The following is a 25,674-nucleotide window of genomic DNA, read 5'->3' on the forward strand; positions in this document are numbered from 1 at the left end:
ATTATGATTCACCTATACGGTAAACATGTTTACCATGATTCCATTTTATAAATATTAAAATAAATCACAGCAGGTATAAAGAATGAACCCGGAAAATAACACCAAACAAATACTGATCGAAGCAGCTTATCATATGATACTGGAAAAGGGCGCTGAAAATATTCGAGTACGGGACCTGGCAAAACGGGTCGGCTGTTCACCCGCAGCTCTGTACAAGCACTTTGAAAGCCTGGACTATCTGCTGGCCCTGGCTTCCGTAAGATTTTTGCAGCCTTACATTGAGGAATTAGAGGAAAATCTGAAGAATGCGGATGATATTATCGAGGCACAGATAAATGCCTGGAGACTTTTTAACAAGTATGCATTTATGCATCCCTATATATTTTTAAATTTGTTCTGGGGCACCATGCGCAATGAGCTGGAATCCATACTGCAGGAATATCTTAAAATGTATCCTGTCTTTGTGGAGGGAAGCAACACTGCAATGTTTTACTGCTCCATTTTCAGCGGATGTATTGAGGACAGAGATTACATCTGGTTTCGCCGTGCTGCTGCAGAAGGACGGCTCAGCTATGATGATGCGGAGTATGTAAGTCAGATCAACTGCCTGATCGCCAGGGGACTTTTGAGTGAGTATATCAATAGTCCCAAGGACTCGGAGGCCTACAAAAAAGCGGTTGCACATTGCAATTCCCTGATTGAAAAAAACATCCGTATGTATCTCATTTAAATGCTCTGTGACCTGCAATGGGCACAACATAGGGCGGACTTTTATTTCCGCCCTAAACAGGATGAAAAATCTTTTATCCTGTGCTGCATATTTTTTTTACCCCATAGGTTAACATGTTCACCACAAAAAGGAGGTTATTTTCCAAATGAATGACAATGTAAAAAAGATCCACGAAGCCAGCATGAACATCCTTCAAAAAACAGGTATGAAATTCTACCACCCGGACGCAGTCCGCATCCTGAAAAGCCATGGCATAAAAATGGATGAGAACGTGGCACATTTTACGGAGGCCCAGATAATGGAATGGGTCAAAAAAGCCCCTGCCAAAGCACCTCTCTATGCATCTGATCCCAAGTACAACATGCAGATCGGGGGAAACAGCCGTTATAACGGTCCATGCGGCGGTGCTACTTTTATTATGGATAAAGAGGGCCGGACCAGACCTGCTCTGTTTTCGGACTTTATCAAGCTGCTGAAACTTTTTGAGGGGAATCCATCCTATTGTCTGAACGGAGGACTGGCCTGTCAGCCCAATGATATTCCCACGGAATCCTACATAACCCTTCTCGCCCTGGCTAGCATGCTGCATACCCAAAAATGTATCTTTGCCGCTGCAGGGGATTATGATTCCATGGAAATGCTCATCCGGATGGCCTGTATCCGCTATGGAATTACGGTGGAGGAGCTGATGGAAAAACCGCGTATCTGTACCATTGCCAATACCAATACTCCCCTGTATCTTGACAAAAACATGACGGAGACCGTGCTCACCATGGCAAAATACCGCCAGCCTGTCATCATTGCGTCCGCGGCAATGGCAGGCACCACCGCTCCCGTCACCCTGGCCGGTATGCTTGCCATTGTCAATGCAGAGGTTCTCGCCACCATAGCACTGGCCCAGATGTGTCAACCCGGAGCGCCTGTTATCTACGGTTCCCAGTCCACTAATGCGGACATGGCAACCGGGGCCATCGCTGTAGGGTCCCCTGAGGGTGCCCTCAGCTATAAATATTGTGCTGAAATGGCAAAATTCTATGGTATTCCCAGCCGCGCCGGCGGCTCTTTAAGCGATGCAAAATCATTTAACACCCAGGCCGGATATGAATCCATGATGACCTGCATGGCCTGCAAGGAAAGCGGTATCAATATCATGACCCAAAGTGCCGGAATTATCAACAGCTATCTTGCAGTCTCTTATGAAAAACTCATAACTGATTTTGAAATCTTAGATTTTACAGAGCGGTACATACGTGATATTGAAGTGAATGCTGATACCATTCCTCTTGACCTCATTGATGAGGTAGGACATGCCGGTCAATATCTCATAGAAGAACATACCCTGGAATTCTGCCGTAAAGAATTATTTGCACCTCACGTAAGCGTAAGGGGGGCGATTGCCAATCCTGCAGAGCAGTTTGACAAAAATATAGAAAAGCAAACAGCACGGCTGCTGGAAGCATACAAAAAACCAGAGGTATCTGCAGAAGTTCTTAAGGATCTGAAGACGCTGCTTCTAGGACAGAATATTGAAGAAACGTATATTGATATGGCAATTGACTCGTAACTGTAACGTTCCGGCAGGCCAGCGCAGCAAATGCGCTGCCTGTAAGAAAGCATGGAGGGAATTAGAATGAATTTATCAAGATCCAAACGCAACCTATTAGTAACCCTTTTAAGCTTTATGGTTGGAATGATCTATTTCATTCCGTTTATTCGCATCTCCTTTTATGACCAGACAATCGCTGCACTGCGTCTTACCAACACACAGTTGGGTTTCCTGGGCTCCGTATATGGCACTCTGGCAATCTTCTGTTATGCCATAGGAGGGATCCTGGCACAAAAGTTCAGCCCTAAGATCCTCATTGGGATCTCTCTGGCAGGTACCGGCGCAACCACTCTTTGGCAGGCCTCTTTTCCGTCATACACCAGTCTCATCATTATATTTGCTTTATATGCTGTATTCACCACTGCCACACTATGGTCACCGTACATTACACTGATGAGGAGCTTTGGTTCTGATGCGGAACAGGGCAGATTATTTGGAATCAGTGAATCGCTGCGAAGCCTTGTCTCTGCGGCTGTCGGATTTCTTTTCATCTGGATCTTCAGCCTGTTCTCTGACGAGATGGGCGGTTACCGGATGATATTGATCATTGCTGCTGTCATTTATTTTGTTTTTGCAGTTTTGGCTTTGATCGTATTTCCCTCTTCTGTTCACACAGAAAAGAAAGAGACAGCTAAAAAAGGCAGTATCCTTGCGGCCCTAAAACTTCCGGGTGTCTGGCTTGTGGGCCTGTTCATTTTCTTCTGCTATGCGCTGAACTGCGGCGGGGCCTATTACTTTGGAACTTACACCACACAAGTCCTCCACACCAGCACGGCTGTCTCCAGCGGACTGCAGATTTTAAGGACGTATATTCTGGCGATCGGCCTTGGTGTGATCGGCGGCATTATTGCCGATCGGTTCAAATACCGTTCCAGATTTCTTATCTTTGTGCTGATAGCTGCCACCGAGTGCTGTCATGCCTTTTTTGGGAAATTTCTTATGGATCGCTATTGTTGTATCGGTGATCATCTCGGGAATAAACTATATGATCAAATCTATCTATTATTCGATCATGGACGAGGCTGTGATCCCCAGAGAACTGACGGGTGCTGCCAGCGGTATCATTGCATTTATCGCATATATACCGGATGCTTTCATTACCTCCATGGTGGGGGTCTGGCTGGATCAGGATATTACGGGCGGCTTTAACAAACTGTTTGCCTTTATGGCAATATGTGGTTTGGCTGCTATTGTGATCGCGGTCATCATAAATAAGCGATACATAAAAGTGCATCCGGAAACAGAGTCTGCAAAAGAATAGGGTCCGGAGGCAGATGGTATGAAAAAAATAAAACCAGAAGTGTTTTTACCGCCCTTTTTTCTGTTTTTGGTGTGTATTATCATAAATATAGCAGACAGTGATCTGTTCACAAAAATTGTCAACACCTTAAATTCTTTCATTGTTGATCAATTCGGGTGGCTGATCATCTTACTTCCCGTCCTTATATTTTTCGTGTGTATTGCCATTTACTTTTCCGGATTCGGCAAAGTAAAGATTGGGGGAGCAGGTGCCAAGCCTAAAATGAGCCTGCTCTCCTGGTTCAGCATCAATATCTGCACTACCATTGCCTGCGGCATTATCTTCTGGTCAGCCGCTGAGCCAATACAGCACCTGCTGCATCCCCCGGACAGTCTCCATATCGAAGCCATGTCACCGGATGCCGCCAAATTTGCCATGTCGGCGATCTATACTCACTGGACCGTACTTCCATACGCCATTTACACGCTTCCGGCTGTCATGTTCGCCTTTGGCTATTACAACAAGAAGAAGTCATTTTCACTGGCAGCTATGATCACGGTGCTGCTTAACGGACGGGAACACAAATACCTGAACGCAGTCATAGACAGCGTCTGCCTGTTCACGCTCGTAGCCGGACTTACCGGTTCACTGGGCGTGGGAGTTCTGAATTTAAGCGGTGGTCTTCATAAACTGTTTGGAATTGACTCCACCCCGTTTGTGTGGTCAGCGATCATGCTTGTGGTCATCATCACCTTCCTTGTCTCCGCACTGTCCGGAATCATGCGCGGCGTGCGGCGGCTGTCCAATATGAATGTTTATATTTACTTCTTCATCATTGGATTTGTACTGATATTCGGAGGGACACATTTCATATGTAATTTTGGAGTGGAATGTCTGGGTGATTATCTCAATCACTTTTTTACAAAGTCTCTTTATACCGGTACCTTTGCCAAAGACTCCTGGACAGCCCAGTGGCCAATCTTCTATTTTGCCAGCTGGATGTCCTGGGCACCTATTACAGCAATCTTCCTTGGAAAGATCGCATATGGACGAAGGATCAAAGATTTAGTGGCCATGAACCTGTTCTCTACCTCTGTGTTCAGTATCCTGTGGTTTACCATTATGTCCGGCTCCACAATTCATTTTGCTCTAAACCGGCCAAACAGCGGCATGGTGGAAGCGTTTCAATCAGGAATTGAAAACACCATTTACCAACTTTTTGAAAATATGCCTTTCACCGGGGTCCTTGTTTTTATTTTCCTCATAGCGGTATTTCTCTCCTTTGTTACAGCGGCTGACTCTACAGTTATCGCCATCTCCGACTTGTCCACACATGGTCTGGAAAAGGAAGGGGCTGAATCCCCCAACAGTATTAAAATCCTCTGGGCTGTTTTGATCGCGTTCATTACGCTTATCATGATGAATGTGGGCAGCGGCGTTGACGGATTGAAAATGATATCCAATATCGGTGGACTTCCTGCGGCGGTATTTTTACTGCTGGTTATGGGCAGTGCGGTAAAGCTTATGTTTATGCCGCATATGTATAGGGAGGAGAAAGAAACGCCTTCATAAAAGATGTGCAGCAGACTTCCGATTTGTAAATGATTAGGGGGCATCCCACGATGCCCCCTCTTTTCGTACATCCATTATCTGTATTCCCCATAATCACAGATTAGGCAAAAACAGAGAAATGCCCGGTAAGTAGGTGATCAGGAGCAGACACAAAATAAGTGCCAGAATAAGCGGCCACGTCTTTTTGGTATAATCTTGTATTGATACTCCCGTGGCCGCACAGGTAGTAAACATGAAAGTTCCAAACGGCGGTGTTGTACCTCCAATCTGGATATTGATCGCAAACAGTATACCGAAATGTACCGGATTGATTCCCAAGGCCTGCACAACAGGAACCAAAAGTGGTACAAGAATAATCGTAGATGCAGTACCTTCCAGAAACATTCCGCAGATCAGCAGGAAAATATTAATAATCAAAAGAAATACATATTTATTGGTTGTTAACCCCAAAATACCGGCAGATACCAGCTGCGGGATACGTTCCCAGCTCAGATAATAACTAAACGCAGCTGCGCCTGCTATAATGAACATAATATTCGCCGTAGTCTTCAGGGACTCCATAAAAACCTTAGGTAATATCCGCACTTTTAATTTCCTGTATACAAGAAAACCAACAAGTACACAATAGATAAATACAATTGCACCACCCTCTGTGGGAGTAAACATCCCGACTCTCAGCCCCATCAAAAGGCCCAGAGGAATAAATAATGCCCATATTGACTTTGCTGTTGTAACCGCAATTTCTTTTAAGGAAGGCCAGGTATCACGGGTTGGAGCATAACCTTTTTTCTTTGAAATAATCGACACGGCCACCATTAAAATAATGCACATCAGCGCACCGGGCAAATATCCTGCCAAAAACATATCCGATACCGATACGCTTGCCAAAGTTGCATAGAGGATCAATGTGATACCCGGAGGGATAATCGGAGTTATACAAGCCGATGTAGCTGTTACACCGGCAGAGAATGCAGGATCATATCCTCTTTTTGTCATTTCCGGAACAAGCATCTTTGCTTCCATTGCCGCGTCTGCATTTGCCGATCCTGAACAGCCGCCCATCAATGTACTGAGCAGTACATTCACTTGTGCAAGCCCGCCCCGCATACGGCCGGTAAACAGATCAGCAAAATTCAGCATATGTGCAGCAACACCGGAATATTCCATCATAACTCCTGCAGTAACGAAAAAAGGAACTGCAAGTAATGTGAATGATTCACACTGCGCGATCATTCTCTGAAACAGCATTACCACGGACATACCTGTATTGAAAAATCCAAAATAAAAAAGAGAGGACAACATCAAAGAATATGATACGGGAAAATCTAATAATATTAATACCACCAGCAGTAGTAACGGCCAAAGGTTCATACAATGTCCTCCTATTCAGTCTTTCGCTCTGTTTCTGCAAGTTCCTTTTTCTTAACCGCATAAATAAAATCTTTAATCGCTATCAGTGTCATGCAAAAAAACATAATTGCCATAGAAGCATCAATATATGTGTATTGTATTCGCATCAAAGTCGTAAATTTTGCACTTCCCTGCCTGGTAAATGCAATTGCCAGATAGAGCAAAATCCCATTTATGATCACAAGAGAGAATCTTTTCAGATAAAAGACAGCGTTTTGAAGATTTCTGGGCAGCATGAGTACAAATGCATTGATAGATATGATTTCCTTACTTTGATAAATCAGAACCGTCCCTAAAAAAACCGCATAACAGAAAAATATATAGGAATATTCCTCCGCCCATTTTATCGAACTGCTCAGCACAAAGCGTAAAATAACATTCACAGCTATCAGGCAGATCATACTTACCAGTGACAGACAGCCGAATACACTGCAGATCCGAGTGATCCATTTATCCATCCTTTCCATAAGCAACCTCCTTTTCCAGCAGCTGATCACTTTTTGTCAATGCCCAAGTATCTCCATACATTTTTCATAAGTTCCTTCTGTAAATTTCATTTCATCATAAGCTGATTTTGTTGCTTCTGCCCATTCGTCTTTATCCTGCACATCAACAAAGGTCACACCTTCAGATTCTAAAAACTCACGCTGCTTGACGTCATCTGCTTTTACGAATTCAATGGAATCATCACATACTTCATCAATTGCCTTCTGAATGTTTTTCTGAATATCCTCAGGCAGTGTATCAAACCATGTTTTTGACGCAGATACACCTATAAATGCATGGATATGCTCGTCCATTGTAATATAAGGGCAGACCTCATAAATCTTAGTTCCGACTATAGAGCCCAGCGGAGCTTCACACATATCCGCCACGCCTGTATTTAATGCGGAATAGATTTCCGACCATGCTACTGTGGTCACATTCCCTGTAATAGCCTCACACATGGCATAACGCATGGGAGTATTGGCGGTACGCATACACACCCCTTTAAAATCGCTGGGAGAATCAGCATCCGGTCCTACTTTATGGATCACATTTCTGCTTCCGAAATAAATAGTTCCCAGACAGTAAAGATTGGAACCCGCTAAAGTCTCCATCTGTTCCTGCCACCAGTCCGACTTTTCCAGAGTCCTCATCTCTTCCGGTTCATAAAAGAAGAAAGGTCCGTCCAGAATACCCAGGTCATATGCATAGGACGCATAAAAATCCATTGTTTCAAAACTAAAAATATTGGCTCCCTGCTGAACCATTTCGTTTACATCATTACTGGTCCCAAGTTCTCCGTTATAATATCTCTCTACAGTCACCTGGCCTCCTGTATATTCATTGACCTTATCGGCCAAAATTTCCATCTGCTGGCCAATAGCTTCCTCTTTGCTCATGGATGTAGCCAATTTTAAGACATATGCCCCACTTCCTTCTGTCTGTACCGCTTTCTCTTCCGATTTGGAATCCGAAGAAGGTTTTTCTGTCTGTGCTGCAGAATCATTTCCTGTACCGCAGGCGGCCAGGGACAAGATCAAAGTCAGGATCATACAAACAGCCACCACTAATTTCATTCTCTTCATTTTTTTCCCTCCTGTAATTAATAAATGTACCTGTACTCTTCTACCGCTTTGCTCATAGCCATTACATTTTGAGGTGAACACCATCCGGGAACACTGTTGGAATCCGCTAGGACATAACCACCTCCGGGTCCAAAAGTCTCAATTCTTGTGCGAACATCTTCATATACCTCTTCCACAGATGCATCAAACAGAATATGGTTGATATCAATATTGCCAACCATGGCCAGCTTCCCTTTATAATTCTCAAGCAGCCAGTCCTGATCTATAGACCCTCGCTCAATCGGATGGATAGCGTCTACTCCTATATCAATAAGGTCATCGAGAATCAGTGAGTAGTTTCCGTCGCTGTGATAAATAAATGGCTTTGTAATCGGCTCCATGGCATACCTCATTCTGTCTTTAAAATATTCACGGAACATTGCCGGCGAAATAAGCATAGATTTGGTATAAGCAATATCATCTGCAGTCCAGAAATAATCAAACCCCAGTTCCATAAGGTTTTTATTGAACCGATGTGTCCAGTCGGTATACATCTCCATGCATTTCTCCAACGTGTCATCTTCCTCTGCTATCATCATAGCGATGTTATCCATCCCAAGACTGAGTAAGGTAGGAGAAGCTCCAAGACGAATTTTAGCACCCACGGCAAATTCGTGATCCCGACACATATCCACCATGTGTTTAATTGTATCCAACAATTTGGAATCATCCGGATCCGGCATAGCTGCTTCACATTGTCTCAATACCTTCCCACTGTCAATGAGTCCGCCAGCCACACAAGCATCCTCTCCTCTGATTTCCTTTTTTACGAACATAGGCGGTATCACCTGAATGGTCATCGCATCCAGATTCAGCTTTTCCGCTGTCTCCGGTATACAGCAAAACACAGGTTCCACCTTTGCCTCCTCTGTTGGTGCGCCAAGCCAGCCCGCATTATTCAATCCATTGTATACCGGAAGCGTAATTTCATGGCCAATGATTGCTTCCTGTACGTTTTGATATAGAGAAATAAGCGCATATGGCACTTTATCAGGGGTTCCGCCTTTTACAGCTGTTAAGAATCTTTCTTTTTTATTCATTTTGCCTCCCAAATACAATCCTGTTTTAATCATGGTATCAATATAAGTTTTCCGGGAACTCCCATTTCAATATCTTGAAAAGCTTTTTCATAGTCTTTCAGTGGATAAATACCGCCAATCATTCTATCCAGTTTATAATCCGGAGAATTTAGGATTTGAATACATTCATCCCATGTCTCGTACATCAGACGTCCTGTCACCCCATATACGGTTGCCTCTTTGTAAATAATATCATTTGTCCAATCTAGCGTAATATCCTTTGAGGGGAGACCTACCACTACAAACGTACCGTTTTTTCTCAAACAGCGAAAGCCTGATTTAAGAGCCTGATTGTTACCGGTATAATCAATCACCACATCGACTCCCACACCGTCTGTCTCACCATAAATAATATCCTGCAGCTCCTGATGTTTCGTATTGACTATGACATCCGCCCCGACCTCTTTAGCCACTTTCAATTTTGTATCGAATAAATCTGCACAGAATATTTTCTCTGCCTTCCTTACTTTTGCAGCACCAACTGCCATTAAACCAATGGGACCAGCTCCATAGATCAAAATCGTCTTTCCTGTAACTTCTGCCCTCGATACGCCATGGACTGCAACCCCCATCGGTTCCAGCATACACCCGCGCTCATAACTGAGTTCATTATGAAGCACATAAACACAGTCAGCCGGTAAGGAAATATATTCTGAAAAAGCCCCCGCTGCATGGACACCGATAATTTTCATGTTTATACAGTTATGCCGTCGGTTTGATCTGCACATATAGCATTCATTACAGGGTATGTGCGTTTCACCTGCTACCCTCTGTCCGGGATGAAATTCTGTAACCTGTGAACCGGTTTCCACAATATCGCCTGCGAACTCATGGCCAAATACCATAGGCAGCTTTAAACGTGCCTGCGCATAAGGTGTCCAGGAAAAGATATGCTGATCCGTTCCGCAAATAGCTGCAGCCCGCACCCGCACCAGTACATCCCTGGGGCCGACTTTTGGAACAGGCAAATCTTCATGCCAGACAGCCCCCGGTTCCGGCCTCTCTTTTACGACACCACACATGATTTCTTTCATACTTCGCCTTCTCCCTTCCTATTCTTCCACTCCAGAATAATTTTAATGACATTTTCTTTTTTCTCAGCAAGCATTTCCATTGCCTTCTGCACATCTTCCACAGGCATACGCTGTGTAACAAAGGCGGACAGCCTCTCATCTGTCTGCACTACCCCTAAAGCATCTTCAAAATCACAGGTCTGGTAAATCTGACTTCCAAAAATACGCTGCTCCCGGAATACAATTGAATAACAATAAAAAGTTATTGGTTTGGTGATCATAGCAACCAGTCCGATTTCCCCTCCTTTTCTGGTCATCTGTGAAGCCTGGTCTAAAATCATGGGTGCCCCGGCAGCCACAATACAAAGATCAACCCCCTCCCCGTCTGTAATCTGCATGGCTGCCTTGACAGGATCTTCCGAAAGTGGATCCACTGCAAGATCAGCGCCAAATTTCAATGCCTGATTCCGATTATAAGCGGCCGGATCGCTGCAGATTATTTTCTCAACCCCCTTCTTTTTCGCAAGATACAAGGTCATCAAACCAATGGTACCACCGCCTATAACCGCCATTGTTTTTATCTCCTGTACACTGGCCCGTCTGAGAATATGTGTGGCTACAGACAGCGGCTCTGTCAGGGCTGCCCTGGAGAACTCTACATCATCATGGATTTTGTATACCGTTTCTTCTGGGGTTGGAAAATATTCTACGAAACACCCAATCCATGCATCTGTTCCGGGCGCTTTTCTCTGCTCACAAATATTTTCCAATCCTCGTCTGCATGCATAGCATCTTCCACAACTGACCGATGGATTTACAGTCACCCTGTCACCTATCCCAAATTTTGTGACGCCTTCTCCCAGTTCACAGACAGTACCTGACATTTCATGCCCCAGAATAACCGGTGGCTTCCGAAAAGCATGGACTCCAAGAAAGAGGTGCAGATCTGAACCGCATATTCCTACTGACTCAATTTTTATCAGTACTTCTCCTTTTTTTGGTACAGGTTTGTCAATTTCACGTATTTCCGTTTGCTTTACGTCTGTTATGTACGCTGCCCTCATAATTTCCCCCCTCACATTCCACCAATTTGTCCGCAATTTCTGTCATTACATTTACCGAACCAAATCCTCCGGATTTTGATACTATCTGCAGGATCTTATCTCTCCATTTAAGCCTTGACAACACCACCCCCTGGCTAAGTTCACAGACAGGTATAAATTCAGGATTTTCTACCATCTTCATAAGACCCATGAGCGTATCCCCTCCTGTCATAAATATGGTGTAATCCACCCCTTTCTCAATGAGATAACGAACGATCATGCTGTGACATTTTGTTATAGAGAATCTGATTTCTTCCGGATCTATCCCCATGGTCTCTGCATACTTTTTGGTCTCCTCCTCTCTTTTGTCAAAAGTATCTACAATGATCCTGGGATTAAAAATACATTGCCGATACACTTCTTCCAGAAATTCTTTTCCTTCCTCTGTTTTATAATATTCCGTATCCAATTTTTGACGCGGTGTCAGGCTGATCCTCAGGAAGCCTTTTTGTTCCGCGTACATCACCTGTTCTCTTGTAATGGGATTTAAACTCCCGCAGGCCACGTACAGTCCCTTCTTTTTTTCATATTTTCGATAAACCACTCCCTCAAGTCCAAGTGCTACGGGCAGAAAAGCCGCAAATCCTGCACATCCGGCCAGAAAACTGAGTTTACTCTCCTCCTTCAGTTCCTTTATGCGCACTTCTATGTCTTTATTAGATCCTGCATCAAAGATTATGATTTTTTTCTTTTCCTTTATATAGGTTTCCTTACCCTCCATACGCCCAATGCATTTCACTTTATTTTTGGCATATTCACCCAGAATGGCCGGAAGATAGGAAGAATGCACAGGTTCAAATGGGTCTTCTTTAAATGCACTTTTTTCCAAAGGGACATCTCCTATATAATGGATACCTTTTAAGGTAATCCTTCCAATATCAGGAAATGCAGGAATGAAATATAGATTTTCTTCTGATGCATCTACAACAGCACTTAGCTCTGCACCCACATTTCCTCTAAGTGCTGAATCTGTTTTTTTATAGATAATAGGTATTGTAGAACGAACGGCCCATTTTGTCAGATTATAGACTGCCCTGTAAGCATCCTCCGCTTTCATCGGCCTTGTCTCCAGATCCACCACCAGAACACGTGCTGTTTCCGACACTCTAAGCTCTGTCTGTGAGCCTATTACTACCTGAGTAATAATCCCTTTCTTGGCAAACTGTATTCCCGTATCCAGCGCGCCTGTAAAATCATCAGCAATTATCAGCATTTTTACCATGGTTTCACCCTATCTGTTTTTGGCGAATCTGACAGCATATTCTATGGCATTAGCCAAACTTCGTTCATTTGCACTTCCATCACCTGCATGTCCAAATCCTGTTCCATGATCTACAGAAGTACGGATAATGGGCAGGCCTAATGTGATATTCACACCTGCCACTGCATCCCACCTTTTTAGAGATTTATTGTATACAAATCCCTTAACCTTCAGCGGAATGTGACCTTGATCATGATACATGGCTACCACAATATCATACCAGCCACCCAGCGCTTTGGAGAAAACTGTATCAGGAGGAGTTGGTTTTAATTCCGGTATACGGATTCCTTCTGCTACAGCCATATCTATTGCAGGCTGTATTTCCTCAATCTCCTCCATTCCAAACATACCATTTTCACCGCAATGTGGATTAAGCCCTGCCACTCCGATCTTTGGTTCTTTAATGCCTAAAGCTTTGCATCCTTCATCTGCAATACGAATGACTTCCAGTACCCTGCTTTTCTTCACACTATCACAGGCCTGGCGAAGAGATACATGCGTAGATACATGTACGACCCGCAGCTCCTCATGGGCCAGCATCATTGTGTACTTATCCGTATCCGTGTAGTGAGCGTAAATTTCTGTGTGGCCGGAAAAATGATGGCCGGCCAGATTAATAGCCTCTTTATTTATAGCATTTGTTACGGTTGCGTCCACTTCTCCATTCATAGCCATTTGAATAACCTTTTCTACATAACGAAATGCAGCCTCACCACATTCAGCGGCAACTTTACCATAAACACGTTTTTTTAGATCTACGATCTTCATATCAAAAACGTCAATCGTACCATATTCAAATTTTGCATCTTTTACATCTACAATAGGATTAAGTTTTACCTGTTGTTCATTACCTGTAATCTTTATTGCCGCCTCCATACAATTAGCATCTCCGATAATAAGAGGACGGCATTTTTCATAAACATCGCGCTTTGTCAGAACTTTTACAGAAAGTTCCGGTCCATTTCCGGCCGGGTCACCCATAGTAATTCCAATTATTGGTTTTTTATTTATCATATCGCTCTCCATTGTTTTATTTTGAAACCTTTCAATTGTTTTTTATGTTGTTTTCTTTATACTACTTCGTTATATACACATTTTCAATAGTTCTGCATAAGTAAAACGTATTTATTTGAAACATATTTTGTATTTATCATTGTATTTTAGTTTGTTTTAATGTAAAATAAATAAATGGTTTCATTTTAAAACAACATTTGTGCATAAGAGGATAACAATATGAAAAAAACAAAGATATTAGTGGTGGCACCTTATGAGGGTATGGCAGAATCTATCATTGCCACGGCTCAAAAAAGAAAAGACATTGAATTAACTGTACAGATTGGTGACCTAAGCACAGGAAGAAAGATTGCCCAGGAACTGGCCCATAACAATTATGATGTCATAATCTCCCGGGGCGGTACAGCCGATATGATTCGCGCCGCAGTAGAACTCCCGGTAGTAGAGGTGGCTATTTCTGTGTATGACATACTCCGCGCTATCAAAATGGCTGAGAACTATTCCGGCAAATTTGTCATCGCAGGTTTTCCCAGTATTACCAACTGTGCTCATGTACTGTGTGATCTGCTGCAGTATAATATTGATATCATCACTTTCAGCAATGAAGCTGATGCCGAACCTGCTCTGCAAAATGCAATGGAACACGGGTGCACTCTGACTCTCTGTGATATGATCGGTTCTACCGTGGCTCAGAAGCTTGGCTTGAATTCCATCCTTCTTTCTTCCGGTACGGAAAGTATAGATGCCGCACTGAACGAAGCTGTCAAACTTGTTAACTCTTCACAGTATGTTCATAAGCAGAAAGATTTGTTTCAGGCCATGCTTACAGAGGGTGAAAATGATTTCCTGATTTATGATGCTTCCGGTACCCTCTGGTTTTCAAGCCTGTCCGCCGATGACACTGACTCTCCGGTGATGAACCTGGTCCATACTTATTTGAATGCTTTTCTTCAAGGCCCGGACCAGACAGTTGAACAGCAAATCGGTCACGAAACAGTCATACTCTCCAACAGGCATCTGCGCTACGAGGAACACACTTACACAACAATCAGCATACAAAAGAAAAAGGCTCTGTACGAACCGGAGGACAACAGCATATCCATTTACAACAAGCCGGACCGACAGCCCAGTGACTTCATTACTTATTACAGCAGTGCAAATAATGTGGGCAGTGTAAAACAGTCTATTACAGAATACAGCAAAACAACCCTGCCTGTATTGATCATCGGTGAGACCGGAACCGGAAAGGATAAGGCGGCACATCTTTTATATGAAAACGGCCCTTATGAGAGCAGCCCTCTCTATACGATTGACTGCCCCCTTCTGAATGAACGTAAATGGAATACACTGATAGGCAGTGAAAATTCACCGCTGACTCATGTTCACGCTACCATATACATCAAAAACCCCGGAGCATTGAATAAAAATCAGCTTTCTAAATTATTTACCTACATGGAACAGACCGGCCTGCACAAACGCAACCGCCTGATATTTTCACTTGTAACCAACGAAGATGCCTATGCTGAAACAGAAACAGCACAGAATTACCTGGCAAACCATCTGTCCTGCCTAATTTTAAATCTTCCACCGCTGCGGGAGCGCAGAGAAGATATTCCCAGTATTTCCACATTGTATATCAACAAACTCAATGCCTCCCTTGGAAAGCAGATCATAGGATTTGATGCAGAGGCTATGGCGATCATGAAGGATTTTCCCTGGAAGCATAACTTAGACCAGCTTCAGCGAATTATTAAAGAGCTTGTAGTGATCACACCTGCCTCTTACATTTCTGCTGAAAGCGTTATGCAGCTGCTCCGCCGGGAAGAGCCTTATATTCCCACCGGGCCTGCTGACTGTGCTACGTCTATAGATTTAAAGCAATCACTGGACGAAATCAATTATCAGATCATCAAAATAATACTAAATGAAGAAAAGGGGAATAAAGAAAAGACTGCCCGGCGTCTTGGAATCGGACGCAGTACTTTGTGGCGGATATTAAAAAGCAGAGAAAATAACTGAGAACAAGACCCGAACTTTTAGAAAACAAATAATAGGCAATTATCAATACAATGATAATTGCCTATAACACAAAAGCACTTGCGGAATAAATTCCACAAGTGCTTATCTATAGTAGCGAGAGGGGGACTTGAACCCTCGACACTACGGGTATGAACCGTATGCTCTAGCCAGCTGAGCTATCTCGCCATCTGTATTTCTTCTGCTTTTTGGCAAAAGAATGGGACCTATAGGGCTCGAACCTATGACCCTCTGCTTGTAAGGCAGATGCTCTCCCAGCTGAGCTAAGATCCCATAATTTTATTTGATTATCTGCTGCTTGTACAGCAAGTAGCGAGAGGGGGACTTGAACCCTCGACACTACGGGTATGAACCGTATGCTCTAGCCAGCTGAGCTATCTCGCCATCTGTATCTCTTTGCTTTTGGCAAAAGAATGGGACCTATAGGGCTCGAACCTATGACCCTCTGCTTGTAAGGCAGATGCTCTCCCAGCTGAGCTAAGATCCCATTTCATTTAGCAGTCTCTGCTATCGCTTGACTGCTTTGCTATTATAACCTTAAATTGTGTCAATTGTCAATACCTTTTTTTCAAAAAAATACAAAAATCTCTTTTTCTCCCATCAATGGGAAACGACACCATATTTTGCATGTCGTCCCCATATTTCCTGCTTCAGCTTTGGGCTGAATTTGCCCCACTCAGGTTCCCTGTAAAGTCCATTCCTGGCTCCTGGTCTGAAGTTCCACCATATGGCGGTAAACACCGCCTTTTTTCATAAGCTGTTCCGGCGTTCCCTGCTCCGCAACTTTTCCGTCAGCAAGAACAACAATCTTATCCGCTCCCGCTACAGTTCTCATACGATGGGCAATGACCAGTACAGTCTTATCTTTTATAAGCCTTGACAGGGCGGCCTGAATCAATGTCTCATTCTCCACATCCAGGGATGCGGTTGCCTCGTCCAGCAGAATTACCGGTGCATTTTTCAAAAAGGCCCTGGCGATGGAAATACGCTGTCTTTCTCCTCCTGAAAGGGTGCAGCCATTTTCCCCTATCTTTGTGTTCCAGCCATCCGGCAGCTTCCCTGCAAATTCCTCACAATTTGCCAGCCTGGCCGCTGCCAGCACCTCCTCATCAGATGCATCTTTTCTTCCGATTCTGATATTTTCCATTATAGTATTGTCGAACAGAGTTACATCCTGAAAAACGATCGCATAGAGGGACAGCAGTGTTTCAGGTTCCACTTTGGATATGTCCATACCGCCGATGGTTATTTTTCCTTTGTCTATATCCCAAAAGCGCGCCGCCAGTCTGGATACTGTGGTCTTTCCGCCGCCGGATGGCCCTACAAGTGCTGTAACCTCATTCTGGCTTGCGGTAAAAGACACGTCCTTCAGGACTTCCTCTCCTGTGTTATACGCAAATCCCACATGGTCAAACACCACATCACAACCTTTTAGATTCAAAGTATTACCGCCGCTCTGCACCTCATGGTCCAGGATTTCATTCATTCTGGAAATATTCGTACGTGTGGAAATCACTGCTGCCAGATTCTGAAGGGCCCCCTGCAGCGGGTCATATAAACGCGATACTACCAAAAGAAACATGAAAAATGTCAGGATATCCAGGCTTCCTTTGACAAGCAGTACGGAACCGGCAAGGGCAGCCGTCGCTATGCCCAGCTTTAAAATCAAGGTGGCTGATACCACAAACACGGCCGTGCCCAGTTCTGATATGATGGCCCGTTTTTCCACTGCTTTAATCTTTTTATCCAATCCTTTCAGATACTCTTCTTCCGCATTGTTTGCCTTCAAATCTCTGGAAGTCTCAATACACTCCTGAATCCCATCGGCGCATGTCATTTTCGCATCCATCTGTCTGCCGTTGAGTTTTCCTTGTATCCTGGCTGAAAATCCTACAATCGCAAACGCCACAGGCATCACCCACAAGGCAGCCAGTGCCATACGCCAGTCAACAGCAAAGAGGCCCACAGCTACCAGCACGGTGGAAATCATGGCGCCTATCAGCTCAGGAATAAAATGAGAAAAGGCCTGTTCCAGAAAAGTACAGTCCGCCATAATTGTACTTGTAAGGTCAGCCAAATCTTTTTTTCCAAAAAAGGAAAGCGGAATCTTACGCAGTTTTTCCGCCAACGAGATCCGCCGTACCCCGCTCTCCACGTATGTGGCAAAATATGTGGCGTTATACTGAAACCAGGTAGCCAGCAGTATCAGAGCAACACAACACACGCACCCTGCAATATAAAAAGCTGTCCTGCTGCCGCTGATTGGGCCCTCCATCAAATCACCGACCAGGCGATAGAGAATTCCCACAGGAAACATAAAGGAAAGATTCTGCAGCACGCAGGCCGCACATCCTTTTACCAGGTCAACGGCTCCCTGCCTGGAAAGGGCAAATTTTTTCTGAAGCTTTTCTATCATAACTGTTATACCTCCTTTCCTACCTTCCACTGTACAGAAGTCCGATAATCCTTCCACATCTGGCTGAATATGCCATCTCTTCCCTCCAGTTCACCACAAGTCCCGCTCTCTGCAATTTTACCGCCTTTTATCACAAAAATCCTATCCGCATTTGCCACAGTGGAAAGTCTGTGTGCAATCATGATGACGGTTTTTCCCTTTGAAAGTGCAGAAAATGCTGCCTGCACCCGGATTTCATTGTCAGGGTCCGCAAATGCAGTGGCCTCATCCAGTATAATGATGGGTGAATTTTTCAACATCACTCTGGCTATGGCAATACGCTGCTGTTCACCGCCCGACAGATACACGCCTTTTGTCCCGACCACCGTATCCACACCATCCGGCAGCTTTTCCAAAATATCCATGCATTGCGCTGCTTTCAGTGCCTCCATGACTTCCTCCCTGGATGCTCCCGTTTTTCCCATCTTCACATTTTCCAGAATGGAGGCTTTGATAAGATGACTGTTCTGGAATACAAAGGATACTGTGTCCATCAATTCCTTTTTCTCTATTTTCCGCACATCCACACCGCCGATCAAAACCCTTCCGTTCTGTGGATCAAAGAATCGTGAAATAATATTTGCAAGTGTGGTCTTGCCGCCGCCCGATGGCCCCACAAAGGCAGCCGTCTGACCTGCTTCTATGCGGAGGGATACCCCGTCCAGGGCATTCTTTTCCCCATCATAGCTGTAACTTACATTCCGCAGCTCTATAGAACTGTCTGCAGGGTGCTCCGGCACAGATGTATCCTCAAGAGGTTTCATATCCAAAACACTGTCGATACGTCTTAATGCATCGTCCACTATCATGGCATTTTCACTCTGAAACATAATTTTTGTCAATGTTACAGAGATCACAGGCGTAATAATAATGTAAAAAATCAGATTCAGCAGGAACTCATCGGTCACACCGTTTTGGGTAAGGAGAATCCCTGCCGCTGTCAGAAACGCAAATACGCTGTTAATAGCTGCCGTATAGCACAGCATGGGCATACGGAGCTGTTTTGTATAGGCGATGACCCACCTGCCGTAACGGTCAATAGAATCCTTGAACTTTTTAAAAGAAAAAACTGTCTGCCCAAAGGTTTTTACAACCGGTATTCCCCGCACATACTCCACCGCTTCATTAGACATATCATCCAGTGCATTCTGATATTCCTGCATCTTCTGCTGCATTTTTGCCCCGGTCATGCTCATCATTATGATAAATCCCAAAAGCACGGGTACAAGGCTTAAAATCCCCAGTCTCCAGTCAAAAACTAGTAGCAGTACCAATAAACCGACTGGGGTGGCAATGGCCCCGGCCTTGTCAGGGAGCTGGTGGGCCAGATAATTTTCCGTAGCAGCGCTTGACTCATTTACAATCTTCCGCAGTTTCCCGCTGCCAAAGCTTTCCGCAAAGCCCAGCGGCAGCTTTACAATGTGATGCACGGCTTCACTGCGGATATTTGACGCGATCCTGAATGCCGCTATGTGAGAGCACATCAGCCCGCCAATATAGACAAGTACAGATAACACGGCGAACAGTACTGCCATCCAGCCATTATGCACCAGATTTTCTCCGGCGGTAAAATCCGGTGCCGTTTCCAGCACCTCTTTGATTATCTTCCAGATATACCAGAACGGGACCAGTGCAATAAACGCGCTCAGGGCTGACAATACCCAGGATGAATAGGTTAAATACCTGTGGCTGCCGGCATAACCCATAAGCCTTGACAGATTCGATTGTTTCTTCACATCTTTTCCTCCTCTACTGCTTTTTTGTTTTTATATAAGGCAGGTTTTATCAAGGAATAAAACCGCTTCCTTATCACACGCTTCGGTTAGTTTAAACTAACCTTAATCTAAAAATTATAAGGCACTAAAGCCCCATAATTTTCATCCATCCGGCATTATAAAATTCTCGCAGTTCATGGACATATATTTTTGCCTGCTTCTGCGGCATATCGTGAACTACCATCTCAAAAAATCCGGAAAGCATACTGCTGGCCAATATGTGTTCCATCTGGCTGTCTATTTTTCTCACCTGATATCCAACACTCTCCATGGAAGCCATAAAACGGTGTGTATTTTTCACTTCTATCTCTACCATTGTATGGATATAGTCCTCATACTCCGTGCCCTCTGAACAACACAGCACCAGCTTAAACGCGTCAAAGTTGCTGTATATATAATCCACCATCCAGTCCATACAGGCTTCTGTTATCTCATCCATGCGTCTTTGCTGTTCTTTAGGTGAAAGTCTTGCAAATGCCTCCTGCACTTCCCTGAATCTTTCAAGACAAGTCCTTGCGGGCTCCTCCGTTAAAGCTCGAAAAAGCTCTTCTTTGCTTTTAAAATAACCATAAAAAGCACCGGTAGTCACTCCCGCCTCCCTGACAATATTCCTGAGAGAAGCCGCCCGGAATCCCTTTTCCAGAAATTCTTTTTTCCCCGCATCCAAAATATTCTGCAGGGTGTTCAAATCTACACCGGGCAAGTGCCCACCTCCTTGTAACAGCGTTATATAACACTGTTATATTGTATCTGGTAAATTCTGGTTTGTCAAGAGAGTTTCCTATATTTTTTATGTTCTTCTTTTATCTGTGACATCAATTTAGGTTCCAGCGCCAGTTTATAACCCAGACCCGCAATGATTTCAGCTCCATCCCTGAGAACGATTCCGGCTGCCTCTGTATGCAGAAGCCGCTCAAATTCCCTGTCGTGGATCACAATCTCTTTCTTCTCCCCTGTGATGTCTATCATGGGATGAAACACCGGAATCTTAAGATTTACATTTCCCAGATCTGTGGAACCTCCCGGCCCCTTAGATCTAACCGTTTTTCTTCCTGTATCCGCAAACAGTTCCTGCATCATTGCATCCATAGTATCATTCCAGTAGATCTCCCCGTAATCCGGATACCGCTGGCTCCACTCCACAGTGGTTCCTGTGGCCATGGCCGCTCCTTTTGCGCAGGTCTCGGATATCTTATTGAGTTTCCACAGGTTCTCAATGGTGGCTGCCCTGTAATAATAATCCAGGCACACCTCATCCGGAACAACATTGGGCGCTGCTCCTCCTTTTGCCACAATGCCATGGAACTGGCAGTCTTTTGTCAAATGCTGGCGCCACATATCCATGGCATCCATAAAGAGCCTGGCAGCATTCAGTGCATTGAGCCCTTCCTCCGGGCACGCGGAGGCATGAGCCGCTTTTCCATGGAATGTAAAATATCTGTCATTGGATGCCAGCACCTGGAAATAGGTGACATCCTCATTGTTCAGATGCACCATAGCCGCATACTCATAGCCGTCAAAGCCTCCGTTTTCCGTCATATAACATTTTCCGCCCACGAACTCCTCACCGGGTGTACCGATCAGATCAATCCTCATGGGAAGGTCATGGTATGCCTCCCGCAGCGCAAGGGCCCCCAATATACTGATCGCACAGCTATAGGAATGCCCGCACGCGTGTCCCACCTCCGGAAGCGCGTCATATTCACATATGAAAGCTGCCTTTGGTCCCTTAAAATCTCTTTTCTCCCTATCCACAGCCAGGAAGGAATGAGGCATCCCTGCATAGGGGGCCGTAATTTCATACCCCAGTTCTTTAAGGAAATCTGTGATATATGCACATGATTCCTTTTCCTCCCCGCTGATTTCCGGATGTTCTGTCAGATGGTCTGCCAGTGTCCTGACCTTGTCAAAGTATTTTTCAACCTGATCTCTGATTGCTTCCTGCACCATATCCTTCTCCTTTACTCCGCCCTGGCCTGATGTACTGAAAATAGATACATAGGCCTGCCGGGATTTTGCTATTTTTCAAAATCCTGATACATTTTGCTTGCCTCTACCCCGGTATTATTCTGATACTTACCACTCTTGTACAAATCATATTCCCCGTCAATGTCATGATAATAGATTTGGCATACCTGCACATTTGGGTATATTCTCACCGGATGGATGCAGAATATCTCCAAAGTCCAGTGGCCTGCAAAGCCTATATCTCCAAAACCTGCACTCACGTGAATAAAAAGCCCCAGCCTGCCTGTGGAAGAACGCCCCTCCAGCATGGGCACATAATAATCCGTTTTGGTGTATTCCTGCGTTCTGCCCAGGTACAGTTTATTCGGCTCCAGAACCATTCCCTCCTCCGGGATCGTTATTTTTTTGACCGGATTTGGTTTCTTCATATCCAGGACCGGCGTATCGTAGACCAGAAGTTCATCTGCCAGGGAAAGGTTATAACTGTTGGGATTGACGCGCTTTTCATCAAACGGCTCAATTATGATCTCCCTGCCAATGTGCTTTAAAATTTCTTTACCTGATAGTATCATGGTATTTGTCCCCCAATGTAAGATTATTGGTAACTATTCAGTAGGTCTGCGCATTCACTGCGCTGACCGTAAGAAAGTGTACCACGGCCAAGCAAAAATCCCATCGCCAAAGGCGATTTTGCATGGATTTTTGCCTGTAACTGTGAGGGTACTGAACAGTTACGATTGTGTCTAAAAGTCTGCTTTGATTATATCATCTCAAAAGCAGTGCTGACAAGCAATTGTAATGTTTCAAAAATAATGCTGCCCGGTTCAGGAAACACACCGGACAGCATTTATCATATCAGGAGTAAAACAAGTTCGGCAGCCAGGTAGACAAAGCCGGACAGAAAATGATCAGAAGCAGGACAAGGAACATTGCCGGAAGATATTTGGCGCACTCTTTCGTCACTGTCGATACCGGCAGTCCTGACACATCCGACATGACAAACAGACATATTCCAAACGGAGGTGTGACAATTCCCGATATTAAGGCAACAGTCATCATCACGCCAAAGTGCACCGGGTCCAATCCCAGATTATTGATTATTGGCATGAAGATAGGCGTTATCAGCAAAATGGCTGCAGTGGTATCCATAAAACATCCAACAATAACCAGTATAACAGCCAGCACAAGTAAAACAAACACCGGCCCGGCAGAATACAGCGGGGACAGCATGTTCTGCAGCACGGTAGCCAGTCCTTCTTTTGTGATGATCCATGTGAAGAAGCCCGCAATGGCAATGATCAGCATAAAGGTCCCCGAAGTCTCCACTGCGTCCTTAAGTGCCTGCATGAAACTTTTGAATGTCAGCTCTTTATAAATGATCCCCAGGATAATGGAATAATCAATCGCAACGATCGCCGCCTCTGTGGGGGTGAAGATACCTGTCGTGATCCCACCGATAATAATAACCGGGGACATAAGCGCCGGAACTGCTTTCAGCAGTTTAACGGGAATCTCTTTTGCCGGAATTTTGGTGATTGGCCAGTTTTTCCCTTCTTTTGTTGTCTTTGACTGGACGAATATAGACACCATCAGCGCCAGCCCCATGATAATACCGGGTATCAGGCCTCCCAAAAATAATTTGCCGGTAGAGATTCCTGCCGAAGCCCCCAAAACCACCATGGCGACGGACGGAGGGATCAGCGGTCCTATCACACTGGAGGACGCTGTGATACCTGCGGAAAAAGATTTTTTGTACCCTGCCTTATCCATCATCTTCATTTCAATAGCCCCCAGGCCGCCGGTATCACCAACCGCAGTGCCTGACATGGAGGCAAACATCATACTTGCCACAACATTTGCGTAGGCCAGGCCGCCCTTAAAACGCCCAACAATGGCAAGTGCCGCATCAAACAGGCGCGTTGTCACCCCTGCAGAATTCATCATTCGACCGGAGAGAAGGAATGCCGGAAGTGCGATCAGCACATAGGAAAACAGCGGCGTTGTCATGGAATGGGGAAGGTTGACAATAGAGACTGAACCTCCCTGCATCAGAAGATATACCAGTCCCGGAAGCCCCAAGGCAAAAGCAATGGGCATTCCTATAAAAAGTAAAATTAAAAATGTAAGAAGCAATATGGTTATGTTTAGACCCATTTATACTCTCCTTTCTCATCCCGGCTCGGTTGTGTAGGTTCCCTTAACCATCTCGATCAGCTCCACTGTATAGACACATATCATGTAAAAAGAACTGAACAGTATGGGAATATAATAAAGATTTTTCGGCAGATCCAGATTGGTGCTGGAATGTCCCATCATTTTTGGCTGTAAGATAATGGCTCCGAAAAACATAACTGCCAGAAGCAGGATCATAAGAGCTCTCTGGCTCAACAGTAAAATCTTGTTAGCCTTGGGTGACAGTTTCGTTGTTAGAAAATCGGCACTCACATGCTTCTTATTCATAGCTGCCACGCTGGCTCCGCAAAATGCCAGCCAGATAAAAAGAAATGTACAGAGTTCCTCCACCCAGTTTAAGGGGCTGTTGAAGAACTTTCTGCAGATGACCCCGGCAGTCACAGAGATCATTATGGCCAGCATACAGGCTACTCCCAGATACCACTGGATCGTGCCGGCTATTTTGATAAACTTTTTCACATACTTCAAAATTTCCCACCTCCCAATTGATATACTGCCGCAGCCAGACAGGCCGCGGCAGCAAAATTACTGTATTTATCACTCTGCAAGCGCTTTTATATCTTCAAAAAGTCCCTTTTTCCAGGCACCGCTTTCCTCTAATTCAGCAGCTTTTTCAGCAATTACATCTGACATTTCCTGTATAGCTTCGTCTGACGGAACGTAGAAACTGGTCCCCTCATCTTCCATGGTTTTCTTGTAATCCTCTGAAACCTTTTTTACTTCCTCTGCATACCAGTCACCTGCATTTTGCGCGGCCTCTGTCAGTACCTTTCTCTGCGCCTCACTAAGCTCACCATACAGATCGTCATTCATATAGACCGCAGCATTGTCGCGGATGTGTTCTGTCAGTGTTACCTGCTTGGTAGGTTCATAAAATTTCATAGTATAGATAGAATCCAGAGGAGATTCGCAGGCATCCACAACTCCCTGCTGAAGGGCAAGATATGTCTCTCCCCATGCCACCTGCGCAGTTCCCAGACCCAGTGCTGTAGCGGATTCCATATAGGATTTAATGTCCGGAACACGCATCTTGAGGCCTTTTAAATCATCCAGCGACGTAATCTCTTTTGAACAGGATATAGACCTTGGGGACCTGAGCCAGTTGTTGGCTACCACGCGGATTCCCTGCTGATCAATGAGCTGCTGTTCCATATCACCATTGATATCACTCTCAAGAAATTTCCTGTAGTGGTCTTCATCCTTAAAGAGGAAGAACATGGAAGTCACCTGCGCATCGTCCACAAACGTGGAGAGCCAGGAACCGGCGTCCACGAACATCTCCTGTGTACCCAGAGACACTGCCTCCATCTGGCTTGTGGCATCACCAAGCTGGGCCGCCGGAGACACGGTGATGGTGATCGTTCCCCCAGATTTTTCTTTCACTTCATCTGCCATTTTCTGCATTGCCAGCGTAACGGTATCCTCTGCTGCCTGAATCCCACCTGCTGTAATATCAAAAGATTCATCTTGGCTGAAATCATAGGATTCCACGTCAACATCCGTCCCGCTATCCGCTGTATCCTTTTTATTTTTCTCTTCCCCGCACCCGGACAGCAATACACCAAACACAGCCATACTGAAACACATACAAATCAGTTTTCTTTTCAT

Annotated in this window: 21 protein-coding genes and 4 tRNA genes; 5 read left to right on the forward strand and 20 right to left on the reverse strand. The window is 44.7% G+C overall.

Annotated features, from left to right (window positions below; translation table 11 throughout):
* The first annotated feature begins 82 nt into the window (after positions 1-82).
* From CI595_RS02095 to CI595_RS02110, 4 genes are all read left to right on the forward strand, one after another.
* On the forward strand, positions 83-730 hold the full coding sequence (locus CI595_RS02095; protein WP_095171216.1) for a TetR/AcrR family transcriptional regulator: 648 nt from the start codon (positions 83-85) through the stop codon (positions 728-730).
* A 145-nt stretch (positions 731-875) separates the two neighbouring features.
* Complete coding sequence (locus tag CI595_RS02100) at positions 876-2,294, forward strand: trimethylamine methyltransferase family protein (RefSeq protein WP_095171218.1); 1,419 nt, start codon at positions 876-878, stop codon at positions 2,292-2,294.
* Between the two features lie 66 nt (positions 2,295-2,360).
* Entirely contained in the window at positions 2,361-3,485 is a 1,125-nt protein-coding gene (locus CI595_RS02105) for an MFS transporter (protein ID WP_162291786.1), read from the forward strand.
* Positions 3,486-3,615: 130 nt separating this feature from the next.
* Positions 3,616-5,148, forward strand: coding sequence for a BCCT family transporter (locus CI595_RS02110; protein ID WP_095171223.1), 1,533 nt, complete (start codon positions 3,616-3,618; stop codon positions 5,146-5,148).
* A 93-nt stretch (positions 5,149-5,241) separates the two neighbouring features.
* On the opposite strand, the gene CI595_RS02115 is transcribed toward CI595_RS02110, so the two are convergent.
* Genes CI595_RS02115 through pdxA form a run of 8 tightly spaced genes read right to left on the reverse strand, consistent with a single transcriptional unit; the run spans position 5,242 to position 13,638 of the window.
* Positions 5,242-6,519 carry a TRAP transporter large permease gene (locus CI595_RS02115; protein WP_095171226.1) on the reverse strand — a complete coding sequence of 426 codons (1,278 nt, stop codon included), beginning with the start codon at positions 6,517-6,519 and terminating at the stop codon, positions 5,242-5,244.
* 11 nt (positions 6,520-6,530) lie between these two features.
* Positions 6,531-7,025 carry a TRAP transporter small permease gene (locus CI595_RS02120; protein WP_095171228.1) on the reverse strand — a complete coding sequence of 165 codons (495 nt, stop codon included), beginning with the start codon at positions 7,023-7,025 and terminating at the stop codon, positions 6,531-6,533.
* 36 nt (positions 7,026-7,061) lie between these two features.
* A complete protein-coding gene (locus CI595_RS02125) occupies positions 7,062-8,129 on the reverse strand; it encodes a TRAP transporter substrate-binding protein (RefSeq protein WP_162291787.1) in 1,068 nt (355 codons plus the stop codon).
* Positions 8,130-8,146: 17 nt separating this feature from the next.
* Complete coding sequence (locus tag CI595_RS02130; RefSeq protein WP_162291788.1) at positions 8,147-9,208, reverse strand: uroporphyrinogen decarboxylase family protein; 1,062 nt, start codon at positions 9,206-9,208, stop codon at positions 8,147-8,149.
* Positions 9,209-9,237: 29 nt separating this feature from the next.
* A complete protein-coding gene (locus CI595_RS02135; protein WP_095171235.1) occupies positions 9,238-10,281 on the reverse strand; it encodes a zinc-binding dehydrogenase in 1,044 nt (347 codons plus the stop codon).
* Positions 10,278-11,324 (reverse strand): zinc-dependent alcohol dehydrogenase, encoded by a 1,047-nt coding sequence (locus tag CI595_RS02140; RefSeq protein WP_095171237.1) that lies wholly within the window; start codon positions 11,322-11,324, stop codon positions 10,278-10,280. The genes CI595_RS02135 and CI595_RS02140 overlap by 4 nt, the downstream gene beginning before the upstream one ends.
* Entirely contained in the window at positions 11,278-12,585 is a 1,308-nt protein-coding gene (locus CI595_RS02145; RefSeq protein ID WP_095171239.1) for a four-carbon acid sugar kinase family protein, read from the reverse strand. Before CI595_RS02145 ends, CI595_RS02140 begins: the two co-directional genes overlap by 47 nt.
* 9 nt (positions 12,586-12,594) lie before the next feature.
* Positions 12,595-13,638, reverse strand: coding sequence for a 4-hydroxythreonine-4-phosphate dehydrogenase PdxA (pdxA, locus tag CI595_RS02150; RefSeq protein ID WP_095171241.1), 1,044 nt, complete (start codon positions 13,636-13,638; stop codon positions 12,595-12,597).
* A 219-nt stretch (positions 13,639-13,857) separates the two neighbouring features.
* Between pdxA and CI595_RS02155 the strand changes: the two genes are divergently transcribed.
* The gene (locus CI595_RS02155; RefSeq protein WP_095171243.1) at positions 13,858-15,657 is read left to right on the forward strand and encodes a sigma-54-dependent transcriptional regulator; all 1,800 of its coding nucleotides are present in this window, start codon (positions 13,858-13,860) and stop codon (positions 15,655-15,657) included.
* A 112-nt stretch (positions 15,658-15,769) separates the two neighbouring features.
* Here the strand turns inward: CI595_RS02155 and CI595_RS02160 are convergent.
* From CI595_RS02160 to CI595_RS02215, 12 genes are all read right to left on the reverse strand, one after another.
* Positions 15,770-15,843, reverse strand: a tRNA-Met gene (locus CI595_RS02160).
* 32 nt (positions 15,844-15,875) lie between these two features.
* Positions 15,876-15,948: transfer RNA gene (locus CI595_RS02165), tRNA-Val, on the reverse strand.
* Between the two features lie 37 nt (positions 15,949-15,985).
* Positions 15,986-16,059, reverse strand: a tRNA-Met gene (locus tag CI595_RS02170).
* Positions 16,060-16,089: 30 nt separating this feature from the next.
* Positions 16,090-16,162 (reverse strand) — tRNA-Val (locus CI595_RS02175).
* A gap of 189 nt (positions 16,163-16,351) precedes the next feature.
* A complete protein-coding gene (locus CI595_RS02180; protein WP_095171245.1) occupies positions 16,352-18,091 on the reverse strand; it encodes an ABC transporter ATP-binding protein in 1,740 nt (579 codons plus the stop codon).
* A gap of 5 nt (positions 18,092-18,096) precedes the next feature.
* Positions 18,097-19,866, reverse strand: coding sequence for an ABC transporter ATP-binding protein (locus CI595_RS02185; RefSeq protein ID WP_095171247.1), 1,770 nt, complete (start codon positions 19,864-19,866; stop codon positions 18,097-18,099).
* 124 nt (positions 19,867-19,990) lie between these two features.
* Positions 19,991-20,608, reverse strand: a complete 618-nt coding sequence (locus tag CI595_RS02190) for a TetR/AcrR family transcriptional regulator (RefSeq protein WP_095171249.1) — start codon at positions 20,606-20,608, stop codon at positions 19,991-19,993.
* 65 nt (positions 20,609-20,673) lie between these two features.
* Positions 20,674-21,855, reverse strand: a complete 1,182-nt coding sequence (locus CI595_RS02195; RefSeq protein ID WP_095171251.1) for an amidohydrolase — start codon at positions 21,853-21,855, stop codon at positions 20,674-20,676.
* A 68-nt stretch (positions 21,856-21,923) separates the two neighbouring features.
* Positions 21,924-22,445: a dCTP deaminase gene (gene dcd, locus CI595_RS02200; protein WP_095171253.1), complete on the reverse strand. Its 522-nt coding sequence runs from the start codon at positions 22,443-22,445 to the stop codon at positions 21,924-21,926.
* Positions 22,446-22,728: 283 nt separating this feature from the next.
* The gene (locus CI595_RS02205; protein WP_095171255.1) at positions 22,729-24,027 is read right to left on the reverse strand and encodes a TRAP transporter large permease; all 1,299 of its coding nucleotides are present in this window, start codon (positions 24,025-24,027) and stop codon (positions 22,729-22,731) included.
* Between the two features lie 15 nt (positions 24,028-24,042).
* Entirely contained in the window at positions 24,043-24,525 is a 483-nt protein-coding gene (locus CI595_RS02210; protein ID WP_242987196.1) for a TRAP transporter small permease, read from the reverse strand.
* Positions 24,526-24,603: 78 nt separating this feature from the next.
* Positions 24,604-25,674, reverse strand: coding sequence for a TRAP transporter substrate-binding protein (locus CI595_RS02215; protein ID WP_095171259.1), 1,071 nt, complete (start codon positions 25,672-25,674; stop codon positions 24,604-24,606).

It is taken from the genome of Blautia hominis, assembly GCA_002270465.1.
Taxonomy (GTDB): Bacteria; Bacillota; Clostridia; order Lachnospirales; family Lachnospiraceae; genus Blautia; species Blautia hominis.